1 pseudogene is annotated in these 328 nt (G+C 56.1%); it reads right to left on the bottom strand.

What is annotated here, in order from left to right:
• A pseudogene (fklB, locus tag FDX22_RS12045) lies at positions 1-328 on the bottom strand (FKBP-type peptidyl-prolyl cis-trans isomerase); the annotation flags it as partial.

Raw genomic sequence — 328 nt, forward strand, 5'->3', positions numbered from 1 at the left:
ATACCAGCGTGCTGAACGGAGGAATGGACGCGCCAGCGCCACGCTCACCGTAAGCCAGTTCCTGAGGAATAGTCAGTTCCCATTTCGAACCTACCGGCATCAGGGTCAGTGCTTCAATCCAGCCAGGGATCACGCCGTTAACCGGGAATTCAGCCGGTTCGCCACGCGCAACAGAGCTGTCAAACACGGTACCGTCGATCAGTTTACCGGTATAATGCACGCGTACGTGGTCGGTACGTGCCGGGATAGAACCTTCGCCCTGAGTCAGAACACGGAACTGCAGACCGGATTCAGTGCTGTTCACACCCTCTTTCTCACGGTTTTCTTC

It is taken from the genome of Citrobacter sp. TBCS-14 (assembly GCF_005280805.1).
GTDB lineage: Bacteria > Pseudomonadota > Gammaproteobacteria > Enterobacterales > Enterobacteriaceae > Citrobacter > Citrobacter gillenii.